The following is a 10,983-nucleotide window of genomic DNA, read 5'->3' on the forward strand; positions in this document are numbered from 1 at the left end:
ATTTAAACTCTATACTTTATTATAATGGAGTGGTTGTAATTTTTTTAAGGCAAGTAATATTCCTATTGTAAAAATGTCAAGTTTATTCAATTAACATAATAAATCATATCAGTAAAAGAAGCATTTTTTTGAACTTGAGCCAGTTTAAAAATTGTCCTTAGCTTGGAGTATTGATGCGTTCACGGAGCTTACCGCAGGTATAGCAAAACTAAGAATTATTCCCCATGCCCAATGCCCAATACCCAATTACTGTCATCTGGAGTACAAAAAGCTGATTTTTTGCTAAATACTATGTAGCGATCGCAGCAAATATGTGAAAATTGAGCGGGAATAATCAACCAATGGAGAAACTTTCCTCATGGGACTTTTTGACCAAATTCTGGGTGCTGTTGTAAATCCCAATCAACAAGGTAATTTAGATCAACTCGGTGGTATAATCAATGCCGTCCAGCAATTGAAGGGTAATACTGGTGCTGATTCTTCGGCAATGCAGTCTGTGATGTCAATTGTTGGTGGACAAGTGCGATCGGCTTTACAAGAAAAACAGGCAAATGAAGGACCAGATGCGGTACAAGCATTAATAAGTCAATTTGCAGGCAATTCCAGCAACCCTCTTGCTGTCGCATCCCTATTTTCCCCCGGAATGCAACAACAAGTGACTGAAATCGCATCAGAGCGTACTGGTATTGATGCTGGTATTATTCAACAAATGTTACCAACAGTTGTACCAATGGTACTCAATTTTTTAAGTGCTGGTGCAAATACCCAAGGTGCTGGCAATCCTGTCCTCAGTTCCTTTTTAGACGCTGACGGTGATGGTGATACTGATATTGCTGACGCGATAAAAATGGCAAGTAAATATATGGGTCGTTAAAACAATTCGTCAAGGTATTACGAATTATTGTAGGGCAAACGGTTGTTTGCCCTGATTTTTCCTCCATCCACAGGAGAATAACCACCGATTGTTTGCCCTGATTTTTCTTCCATCCACAGGAGAATAATCCCCGATTATTAACCCCGATTTCTCTTCCATCCACAGGAAAATAATCCCCGATTATTAAGGGACTTCCAGAAAATAAAATCTCCAAATCATATATTTACCAACCCTATCATACATAGGGGTGGGGAGACCCCACCCCTACAATATTGGAGATTGGAGAATTTATTTCTTGGTGTTCCCTAACCCTGATTTTTCTTCCATCAAAACAAGCGATCGCAATATTTTCAAAACCATTTTTTCCATGAAGTCAGCATCCGATAAAGTTTGCGAACTCCATTAAGCAGAAAATAGGGGATTGGCAATTTGATAGGGGAAAGAATGGGACGATAAAAGTAATAGTATGCTGTTTTCAAATTGTCCCACTTTCTGCATTTCCCTCGATCGAGGAAATCTGAAATATCAACAACCAATCCCCTACCTTGATACATCATCACATTTCGACCATGAATATCGTGGGGATATAAATTGCGATCGCGTGCATATTCTAATGCTTTATCTATATCTTGAATGACTTTCTTTGGTATTCTTAAACCACGGTGAATACAATCGTAAAGAGTCACACCACATAACCGTTTCAAAATCAAAATCCCATCTTCGGCAAAAAAACACTCGGAATAAGCAGGATGGGAACCCAAACGACGGTATACTTCCACCTCTTCCTCAAAACCAGGACGATTTGGTGCATAAATTTTGACCACATAATCTGGGTAATCTTGATGGCAAAGTACGGCAGCATAATTTCCCGCTCCCAAAAGTTCCCAAGGTTCGGGTATGTTACCAACTACTACAGGGTCATGGGGATGTATACTTTTAAGTTGTAGTTCGGGAAGTAATTGCTGGAAGACACTTTCTGTTAGTTTTTCTAAGCTGAATTTCATTTGAATTGTTTTGTTATAAAATTTTATTTCCCAGTATTAATCTATTTCTATTTATATACCTACAGCAATAAAAAATTAACCGCAGATGGAAGAGGATAAACGCAGATGTACGCAGATAAATTTGTACCCCAACAACTTATAAAATGCTATGTACACATACAACATTGTGAATTTATTATTTTTCCCAGTCAAGCAGTCACTCATTCTTTATTCTGATGGTGGAAATGTTATTTAATGATTAATAAAACTTAGTTTTTGGATTAACTTTTATTTAAAATGCTAGCAAAAATTCGCGATACAGAAATTTTCTTTGATGTTGAAGGTTGCAGTTTAGTGGTAGAAAGCCATAAAACCTATACCAAACCTGTAGCATTTTTAATTCATGGTGGTCCTGGTGCTGACCACACTGGTTATAAACCAACATTTTCAGCTTTGACACGCAGGCTACAGCTAGTATATTTTGACCACCGTGGTCAGGGTAGATCGGCACGCGATCGCAAGGAAAATTATACCCTGGATAATAATGTCGAGGATATGGAGGCTTTACGGCAGTATCTCGGTTTGGATAAAATTATCGTTCTGGGGACTTCCTATGGTGGAATGGTGGCTTTATCCTATGCGGTACGGTATCCACAGCATGTCTCCCATTTAATTGTGATTGCGAGTAGTGGTAGTTATCGCTTTTTGGAGCGGGCAAAGCAAATTTTGGCAGAACGGGGAAGTGAGGAACAAAAGCAGATTGCTCAATTGCTTTGGGATGGGAATTTTGAAAATGAGGAGCAATTACGGGATTATTTTAAAGTTATGGCTCCCATGTATTCCCACAAATATAATCCGAATACTTCTGTGAAGGTTTGGGACAATAAAATTCTTTCTATTGATGCTATAAATGTTGCTTTTGGTGGATTTTTAAGAACTTATGATGTGCTGGAAGAGTTACACAAAATCACTGCACCAACTTTAGTAATTGCTGGTAGACATGATTGGATTTGTGCCCCAGAATTTTCGGAAGAGATTGCTAAACGTATTCCTTCTTCAGATTTGAGGATTTTTGAAAATAGCGGTCATTTAATTCGTGCTGATGAACCCCAAGCTTTGATGGATGTGATTAATGGTTTTTTGGTTTATCAGAGTTAGGTGAATACAGTTCTAAGTTCAACCGGAATTGTCGGTTATTAAATTTGCATTCCTAAGTATCGCACTTTTTTAAATATATATAAGATAAATTAATGTTTAAGCCCAATTAAAATTTAAATGATTAATAGTTCATATGTTAAGAATGTCAGGGAAGTATGACAGAGAGAAAATGGATGTACGGATTGACAGTACTTTCAGGATGGGATATTCTGGATACTCACGGGAGGCGTATAACTTGTATTATTCGCGCTCTGAAAGTATTGTTTTTGCGTTGATTTTTTATTGATAAATTTGCCTAAAATTAATCTTGTAATCTAAACATAAATTTGAGATTTTATTACGGTTGACAATTTCGGATTTGAGTGAAATAGGGATATCCATTGTATTTGTTGAATTTTTAGAAGCTTTTCAACATTGAAGGTTCGTGAAAAATCATATTACCTGAATTTACGCGATCGCACTCAAGCCGCAATTATGGCTAGCTCGTTGTTGGGTATAGATAATTGAAGGTTATTCTCTCCTTTGTGCAACCCGAAGTTTTGCCGATCGCGATCGCATATTCTCGATTATTTCTTCTTCCCGCGCAATAATTGGTTTTTTTGTCACCACCTGGACTATTGATGATTCGCGCAAACTATGCTTCACCAGTCTGTCTTCCAAACTATGAAAGCTAATAACCGCTAATCTACCACCTTCAGCAAGTGCTACTGGAGCTTTTTCTAAAAAGGTTTCCAACGCTCCCAATTCATCATTGACAGCGATTCGCAGTGCTTGAAAAACACGGGTTGCGGGATGAATTCTGGCATAACGGTATTTAGGAGGAACAGCAGATGCGATCGCGTTTGCTAATTCTGTTGTAGTTTGAAATGGTCGTCGCTGAATAATCCGTCTGACAATGCGTCGGGAAAGTCTTTCCTCTCCGTATTTGAAAAAAATCTCCACCAAATCCGCTTCTTGCCAATCATTGATGATATCAGCAGCAGTTAGAGATTCCTGTCGGTTCATCCGCATATCTAAACTACCTTCGTTGCGGAAACTAAAACCCCTTTCTGCGGTATCGAGATGATGGGAACTCACACCTAAATCTGCTAAAATGCCATCAAATTTATTGCTGGGGTAATTATAAGTCGCAAAATTAGTATGAATAAATTCAACCCTTTCTCCGTACTCAGCCAACTCTTTCTTTGCTGCCGCTAAAGCATCCTCATCTTGATCGAGTGCTGTCACTTTCACATCCAGCCTAGATTCTAAAATTAATTTAGTATGACCTCCTCCTCCAACTGTCGCATCTAAGTAATGTCCTCCAGCTTTAATGTTTAAACCCTCGATGACTTCTTTAGCTAAGACGGGAATATGGGAGAAAGATATTTTTTCGGTATCTAGGGATGAAATAGACTCAGGATTCATGCTGGTTTAGCGGAAAAGGACAAGTTTTTTCTTATTTGTTTTTAATTAATTATTAAAGTAAAAATTCTAGCATTAAGACAATACTGAGAAATATCTCTTTCCAAATTATCGTAGGGGCGGGGTCTCCCCGCCCTCACCCACGAATGATACAATTGATAAATCTACACCTGAAATATTTTATTTTCTAGAAGTCCCCCACAAATAATTAATGGGTATTTGGGACTTGCGTAAGTGTTGCTAATACACTATCCAATATTTCCAATGCCAAATTAATTTCCGCTTCAGTGACAATTAATGGTGGTACAAATCGCACCACTTTAACACCAGCAGGAACTAACAACAATCCAGCTTTAATTGCTGCATTCACAATATCACTGGCAGTTAATTCAATATTCTCGTGTAATTCCATACCATTAATTAATCCCCATCCTCGGATATCCCTAATATATTGGGGATATTTTGCAGCTATTAGCTTCAATCCAGCCCGTAATTGTTCGCCTCTAGCTTCAACATTCGCAAGTATATTTTCTTTCTCAATTGTTTCGCATACTGCAAGAGCAACACCAGTTGCAAACGGATTCCCACCAAAAGTACTAGCATGTTCCCCAGGTTGGAAAACATCACAGAATCTTTTCGCCAGCATTGCTCCAATCGGGATACCTCCACCTAAACCCTTAGCACTGGTGAAAATATCAGGTTCGACTCCCAGATGTTCATAACCCCATAATTTCCCACTACGTCCCATTCCCACCTGTACTTCATCAAATATCAGTAGTACCCCGGTTTCGCTGCAAATTTGCCGTAATTTGCGGAAGTAAGACACATCTCCCGGACGTACACCACCTTCACCTTGGAGAGGTTCGATTAAAATTGCCCCAACACCGTAGTCACCTTCATCAAGTTCACCAATAGCAGCTTCCACTGCGGAAATATCATTGTAGGGAACATACTGAAAACCGGGAACAAGAGGATCGAAGTATTTTTGGTACTTTGGCTGTGCTGTCGCAGTAACCGTTGCTAAAGTTCTGCCGTGGAAACTAGACTGTGCTGTTAAAATAATTGGGTGATCGATTTTTAATACTGTATGGGCATATTTACGCGCTAATTTAATTGCCGCTTCGTTAGCTTCTGCACCTGAATTACAGAAAAACACTCTGTCAGCGCAGGAATGTTTAACAAGCCATTTTGCCAGTTCTCCCTGTTCGGGAATATAGTACAAATTGGAGACGTGGTGTAATTTTTGAATTTGCCTTGTCACTGCTTCAACCATTGCCGGATGTGAGTGTCCAAGGGTACAGGTAGCAATTCCGGCAACAAAATCTAAGTACTCTTTTCCTTGTGTATCCCAAACGCGGCAACCTTGACCCCTTTCTAATGCCAGTTGATAGCGTCCATAGGTGGACATGACAGCTTTATCAAAGCTTTTATTGTCAAATTGTTCAGATGTAGATTTGCCTGATGTTGGTTGTGCTGTTTCTAGCGTTTCGATGCTCACTGCTAACTCCTAAGTATTTGTCATCTGAGAACCATCTGATAGACATTTTCTAGCTGCATGGGATTCCTGACACAAAAATTTCAATTACACAAGTCAGAAATCAGAATGCAAAAGTTCAGAATCGTTCAAAATAGAGTCAATTGTAACAATAGATATGATTGCTGTTGCCGAAAATGTATAAATTTTAACTCCTAAATTCTAAATTTTGTACTTCCTTTTAATTTAATGCTTAAATTCCTGATTCTTTGCAAGTGACGACGGTGAAAAGAAGTATATATTCAACAATTGAGCAAAAATATCAACGCATTCAAAAAGAGTTGATGGCTGGTGCTTTTGGTTTAGCGGGTGTTTTCATGATTGGTACTTCATGGTATCGCTTTGTGGAACATTGGTCGTGGGAAGATTCTGTTTACATGACCGTAATTACCTTAGCTACAGTTGGTTATGGTGAGACGCAACCAATGGGAAACCGAGGCAGATTATTCACCATCGCTTTAATTTTAATGGGTGTAATTGCGATCGGTTATATTGTGAATCGATTTACAGAAGCCGTAATTCAAGGCTACTTTCAAGAAGGTATTCGACTTAGACAACAAAGGCGATTAATGGAATCCTTATCTGGGCATTATATCATTTGCGGGTTTAGTCGAACGGGTCGCCAAATTGCCAAGGAATTTCGGGCAGAAGGTGTACCGTTTGTGGTAATCGATTCGGAAATGGATTCGATGCGCTATGCTCAACAGGAAGGCTACACAGCTTATCAGGGTGATGCAACCCTGGATGAGACGCTGTTGCGGGTAGGCATTGTCAAGGCTACTTGTATTGTTGCTGCCCTACCTTCGGATGCTGAAAACTTGTATACGGTGCTTTCAGCGAAAACCTTAAATCCTGAGATTCGTGCGATCGCACGTGCCAGTACTGAGGAAGCGGTACAAAAGTTGCAGCGAGGTGGTGCAGATGCGGTAGTATCACCTTATATTACGGGTGGAAAGCGAATGGCTGCGGCGGCATTACGTCCCCAAGTGATGGATTTTGTGGATGGCATCCTCACGGGAGCAGATCGACAACTCTACATGGAAGAATTATTATTAGACCCGGCGATTTGTCCTGTAGTGGGGTTAACATTACAAAAAGCGAGATTGCGATCGCAAACGGGTGCATTAGTTTTAGCTATACGTCGTGTGGATGGTAGTCTAATTGGAGGTCCCACGGGTGATACTGTGTTAATGGCAGGAGATTTGCTCATTTGTATGGGAACGGCAGAACAGCTACGTAGTCTCAACCAAATTCTTGGACCAATTAGCACTAAACAAATGCGTCGTCCCAACAATTCATGATTTTCACCTGAATGCATGAGGTTTAACCTGAATAATTATGCTTTCATGGGGAATTAAGTTTTCCCTTGCCAATCCCCCATCTATAATCTAAGCAAGCTAGACTTCCTCCTCACTTCCCTACATTGGAGAATTGCGTAAATGCTGCGTAAATTTATTTTCAAGATTCCTTTGGCATGGCAGCAGCTAATGAAGGAACGAACACGTTTAGGAGTTGCCCTTGCGGGTATCGCTTTTGCCAATATCTTGATGTTTGCCCAATTGGGGTTTGAAGGTGCATTATTTGATAGTGCGATCGCGCCACACAAAATATTAGATACTGATTTAGTATTGGTTGCTCGCGATTTTGAAACGATTTACTCGATTAAGAATTTATCGAAGGATAGGTTATATCAAGCGCGAGGTTTTAGTGGTGTTGAGTCGGTAAGTCCGGTATATATTGGTTTGGGTAAATGGAGTAATCCGGAAACTAAGGGGTTACAAACGTTTTTAATTTTGGGAACCGATCCTGCAAATAAGATATTTAAAACGACTGAAATTAACAGCAATCTGAATCAGTTACAAATTCTCAACCAAATTCTCTTTGACAAAGCTGCTTTACCAAAGGTTAGTTATGTAACTTCTTTATTTCATCAACAAGCTAAACCGGAAACCGAAGTCAATGATAAAAAAGTGCGGATAGCAGGCTATTTTACTTTGGGTAAATCCTTCGCAACCTATGGCAATATTATTACCAGTGATTCTACTTATCTCCGGCTTTTTCCTAGTCACCAACCTAATTTAATCGGTGCTGGTTTAATTAAAGTAAATAGTAATGCAAATCTCAAACAAGTCGCACAGAATTTGCGATTAAGTTTGTCTGATGATATTCGAGTTTTGACTTTGGCAGAATATATTAGTTTAGAAAGAGGTTATTGGAGCAAAACAACACCAATTGGGTTTATTTTTGGCATTGGTGTACTTGTTTCTTTTATAGTTGGTAGTGTGATTGTTTATCAAATTCTTTATTCTGATATTTCAGCACATTTGTCAGAATATGCAATGCTGAAAGCGATTGGATATAGCAATAATTATTTATTAGTCGTTCTTGCTCAAGAAGCTCTATTTTTGGCTCTTTTAGGTTATTTCCCTGGATTTATCTTGGCTATGGGTTTTTATAAATTAGCCGCAGATACAACTAAGTTACCCGTATATATGACAACTGAACGCGGTATAAGTATATTTTTTCTGACATTAATTATGTGTTTTGTTTCCGGTATAATTGCTATGGGAAAACTTCGTTCAGCTGACCCTGCGGATTTGATGTAATTAAAAAAATATGAGTAACCAGTTACACTAGATTAGAAATAGCCATAGCTAAACCCATGCAAACGAACCCAAACATTACATTGTTAGAAGTCAAAAATCTAGCGATGCAGCTACCGATAAGAGAGCGCTGGGCATTGCTAAAAACCCTAATCGATTCAGTACAACCAGAAACTCCTACTTCAATCCGAGAATATCCCCAGCCTAAATTCTATGGATGTATCCAAGACGAAACATTTTTCCGTCATCCCCAAGGAGAACAACAAGAAAGAGAGGAAATTTTATGAAATTCCTGCTAGATACTAACACTTGCATTATCTATATGCGGGGTAAAAATACCACCTTAAAACAAAAACTAGATAAGTTAGTACTTATAAATTCAGAATTGCCCAATTCCCAATTCCCAATGCCCATTAACTATTAACAACTTGTTGATTTTGCACTTCTTGCCATCCATGTAACTTGGCAACACTCTTAGACATCGATTCAATTAAAATTGGTGGTGCTTCAGAAAGTAAAATCCCTGGATAAACAGATGCTCCCCATTCAGGATGGACTAAAACGCGACACTTATTTTTAATTACAGGATAATTTAACAAAGCTTCAATAACAGCTGTATCATTATGGGGAATCTGACCAGGACGTGAAAGCAATGGATAACCAGTGCGTGGATCGATAATGTCAGTCATATATCCCATATCCCGCAGATTAAAAGCGACATCAAACCCGAATCGCATAAACTTCTCACGCAAAATCTGCTTTTCCGATTCTATTACCGCATCACTTTCTATCAACTCGTAACGCGATCGCATCAGCACAATCACTACCCACATCGACGAGGGATTTCTCCAGTCTGGTAATATCCGTTCGAGGTTGGTACAGATATACTTACTCGGAGAATGAATTGAAATTTGAACTGCTTGTCTGTTCTTCCCAACCAAATCAACGAGACAGCTTTCATCTGGAGTAGAAACCCGGAAATAGTCCACTTATCTTAAATGCTATTTTTGTAAGTTTGCAATTTCTATCCTCGGTACTGATAATAACTCTTTCTTTTGACAAAAAAACATCATTTATTCACAAATGCAATACTTTTTTGACTATTTTTTCAGATTTTATCCAGGATTTAATATATGCTTTGTAATTTCTTAATGTTTTTCTCTTCCCAGCAGGGATGGAGTAAAGAGGAATAAGTTTATATTTCAATACAGTTCAGTTAAGTATTTTTTCCTTCTCTTCCTACCCTTCGGGTAGGCACGAAGTGACTTCCAAAGGTAGCCGCTCCGCGTCTAAGGCGTTCTCTGCGCGATACGAAGTAGCTTCTGTTGGCGATAGCCGCCCTGTAAGGGCTAAGTAGCCACTCCGTGTCTATGGCGGTTTAAAATATTGAATAGCTTAGTCTTAACTGAACCGTATTGGTTTATATTTGGGATGAAGTTCTTACCAGCATAAAGTAGGAGAAATAAGCTTACTATTTAAAAATATCAAAAAGCTCATCTTCTCTACCTTCTACCTTCTTAAAACTGATTTCTGTATATTTACGGGAATTTTGTCAAAAGTTCATATCTACATCAAATAAAACCCTGCAAACTGAGAAGAATATCAGTAATAATTGGAATATCACAAACCCATATTCGATAATTTTTTTAATAGTTGTTGAAGTGCAATGCTAGCAATAATTAAGCATTAGCATCTAGATTTTGCCATTTGATTTTTCAAACATTCAAATAAATATTCAGGGATAAATCAGGTTTTATTAAGATGCAACAATATCAACAAAAAATAAACAAGCAAAAAATAAACGTAGTAATTAACATAATTATTTTAGTAAACCTAGTAATTACTGGCTGTATCTGCCTACAATTTATAGTTTCTTGGATGAATCCATATAATAGTGGCACTTCTCAAAACTTCCCGACTTCATTACCTTGGATACACACCAAATCAGACTGCGAACATCGAGGTCGAAAATGGGATAATAATAAATGCTGGGATTCCGAACATAGTATGTTCTTTTAAGTTAGGAATTCAACACAAGGGATTGGGTATTGGTTAATGAAAAATGGACAAAAACCATTACCCATAACCCATTAACTAACCAAGTTTTAAAGCATTCACAGGTACATCATCCCAAGATTTAACAGTTCTTAATCTTGCTTCCCAACCCCATGCTTTTTGTCGATCGGTCAAATTTTGCTTAAATGATTCATGGCAGTCTTTCGCATGGGATTCATCAAGAGTTGCGATACATGCGTGAATCATACCAGATGAATCAATTTGTTCATTTACCCAAATATTCATAACTTTGCCCCAAGCATTCTCAAGTATATAAACCCAACTATTTAAATATTATCTACTTTTGAAAATATTATTCAAACATTGTGAAAAAGTTCGTATTCTTTCTCAAAGAATTGTAATGTGAATAAC

The 10,983-nt window shown here is 38.3% G+C and carries 10 protein-coding genes; 5 read left to right on the forward strand and 5 right to left on the reverse strand.

All coding sequences use genetic code 11. The annotated features are described in order from the left end of the window. The first annotated feature begins 358 nt into the window (after positions 1-358). Positions 359-874, forward strand: a complete 516-nt coding sequence (locus tag CK510_RS18490) for a DUF937 domain-containing protein (protein ID WP_095723105.1) — start codon at positions 359-361, stop codon at positions 872-874. Positions 875-1,224: 350 nt separating this feature from the next. Here the strand turns inward: CK510_RS18490 and CK510_RS18495 are convergent, their stop codons facing one another. Then, entirely contained in the window at positions 1,225-1,878 is a 654-nt protein-coding gene (locus CK510_RS18495; protein WP_095723106.1) for a protein kinase family protein, read from the reverse strand. Between the two features lie 276 nt (positions 1,879-2,154). Between CK510_RS18495 and CK510_RS18500 the strand changes: the two genes are divergently transcribed. Beyond that, on the forward strand, positions 2,155-3,015 hold the full coding sequence (locus tag CK510_RS18500; RefSeq protein ID WP_095723107.1) for an alpha/beta fold hydrolase: 861 nt from the start codon (positions 2,155-2,157) through the stop codon (positions 3,013-3,015). A 510-nt stretch (positions 3,016-3,525) separates the two neighbouring features. On the opposite strand, the gene rsmH is transcribed toward CK510_RS18500, so the two are convergent. Both rsmH and CK510_RS18510 read right to left on the reverse strand, forming a co-directional pair. Beyond that, a complete protein-coding gene (gene rsmH / locus CK510_RS18505) occupies positions 3,526-4,422 on the reverse strand; it encodes a 16S rRNA (cytosine(1402)-N(4))-methyltransferase RsmH (RefSeq protein ID WP_095723108.1) in 897 nt (298 codons plus the stop codon). A gap of 205 nt (positions 4,423-4,627) precedes the next feature. Next, complete coding sequence (locus CK510_RS18510; protein ID WP_245912208.1) at positions 4,628-5,917, reverse strand: aspartate aminotransferase family protein; 1,290 nt, start codon at positions 5,915-5,917, stop codon at positions 4,628-4,630. A 272-nt stretch (positions 5,918-6,189) separates the two neighbouring features. Here CK510_RS18510 and CK510_RS18515 point away from each other — a divergent pair, with 272 nt between their 5' ends. The 3 genes from CK510_RS18515 (at position 6,190) to CK510_RS18525 (ending at position 8,843) form a co-directional block, all read left to right on the forward strand. Continuing rightward, positions 6,190-7,254, forward strand: a complete 1,065-nt coding sequence (locus CK510_RS18515; RefSeq protein ID WP_095723115.1) for a potassium channel family protein — start codon at positions 6,190-6,192, stop codon at positions 7,252-7,254. Positions 7,255-7,392: 138 nt separating this feature from the next. Beyond that, complete coding sequence (devC, locus tag CK510_RS18520; RefSeq protein WP_095723109.1) at positions 7,393-8,559, forward strand: ABC transporter permease DevC; 1,167 nt, start codon at positions 7,393-7,395, stop codon at positions 8,557-8,559. 56 nt (positions 8,560-8,615) lie between these two features. Beyond that, the gene (locus CK510_RS18525) at positions 8,616-8,843 is read left to right on the forward strand and encodes a hypothetical protein (RefSeq protein WP_095723110.1); all 228 of its coding nucleotides are present in this window, start codon (positions 8,616-8,618) and stop codon (positions 8,841-8,843) included. 126 nt (positions 8,844-8,969) lie between these two features. On the opposite strand, the gene CK510_RS18535 is transcribed toward CK510_RS18525, so the two are convergent. Continuing rightward, positions 8,970-9,545, reverse strand: coding sequence for a methylmalonic aciduria and homocystinuria type D protein (locus tag CK510_RS18535; RefSeq protein WP_095723111.1), 576 nt, complete (start codon positions 9,543-9,545; stop codon positions 8,970-8,972). A 1,105-nt stretch (positions 9,546-10,650) separates the two neighbouring features. After that, complete coding sequence (locus CK510_RS18545; protein WP_095723113.1) at positions 10,651-10,857, reverse strand: glycogen debranching protein; 207 nt, start codon at positions 10,855-10,857, stop codon at positions 10,651-10,653. Positions 10,858-10,983: the final 126 nt, after the last annotated feature.

It is taken from the genome of Brunnivagina elsteri CCALA 953, assembly GCF_002289455.1.
Lineage (GTDB): Bacteria > Cyanobacteriota > Cyanobacteriia > Cyanobacteriales > Nostocaceae > Brunnivagina > Brunnivagina elsteri.

Bases quoted from the DNA above. Each gene is read 5' to 3' on its own strand.
- CK510_RS18490 (WP_095723105.1), top strand. From the start codon at position 359: ATGGGACTTTTTGACCAAATTCTGGGTGCTGTTGTAAATCCCAATCAA.
- CK510_RS18495 (WP_095723106.1), bottom strand. From the start codon at position 1,878: ATGAAATTCAGCTTAGAAAAACTAACAGAAAGTGTCTTCCAGCAATTA.
- CK510_RS18500 (WP_095723107.1), top strand. From the start codon at position 2,155: ATGCTAGCAAAAATTCGCGATACAGAAATTTTCTTTGATGTTGAAGGT.
- rsmH (WP_095723108.1), bottom strand. From the start codon at position 4,422: ATGAATCCTGAGTCTATTTCATCCCTAGATACCGAAAAAATATCTTTC.
- devC (WP_095723109.1), top strand. From the start codon at position 7,393: ATGCTGCGTAAATTTATTTTCAAGATTCCTTTGGCATGGCAGCAGCTA.
- CK510_RS18525 (WP_095723110.1), top strand. From the start codon at position 8,616: ATGCAAACGAACCCAAACATTACATTGTTAGAAGTCAAAAATCTAGCG.
- CK510_RS18545 (WP_095723113.1), bottom strand. From the start codon at position 10,857: ATGAATATTTGGGTAAATGAACAAATTGATTCATCTGGTATGATTCAC.